Annotated in this window: 1 pseudogene; it reads right to left on the bottom strand. The window is 62.3% G+C overall.

The window, feature by feature from the left end:
• Positions 1-126: 126 nt before the first annotated feature.
• Positions 127-424, bottom strand: a pseudogene (locus A2J03_RS23930) (condensation domain-containing protein); the annotation flags it as partial.

The following is a 424-nucleotide window of genomic DNA, read 5'->3' as shown; positions in this document are numbered from 1 at the left end:
GTGTGCTCTGTGCAGGCCGTTTGTGCTGCACTGTTACGAGCGTCTCTTCGGAGTTTAAGCACAAGCGAGATCGCACTCGAAACTGGAGGGTGATTATGGGGGACCTCCCTGACGGGCGGGCCACCCCTACTGATCGGTAGCGATAGGTCCGGTCGTCGCAGCATCCGTGGTCCTCGCCCATCCTGCCCAGTTGGGCAGGGTGGCAGTCCCGGTGTCGGCGACCTCGTCGATGATCCGACGAACCGCACCGATGTATTGGTGCACGTTCGAGGTTGCGGCCTCGGTATTGGGGTACCTGGCCGAAATATTGACTCCGCGAGGCGTGCGGTTGATCCAGATGTACACGTCGTGGTCGTACTGCTTGCTCCGCAGGGCGCGGGCGTTCCAGTCGGCCCAATGATCGGCCATCGGCGCGAATCGGACG

This window comes from Rhodococcus sp. EPR-157 (genome assembly GCF_001647195.1).
Taxonomy (GTDB): Bacteria; Actinomycetota; Actinomycetes; order Mycobacteriales; family Mycobacteriaceae; genus Rhodococcoides.
The sequence above is the reverse complement of the archived record's forward strand: the minus strand, read 5'-3'. Positions and strand labels throughout refer to the sequence as shown.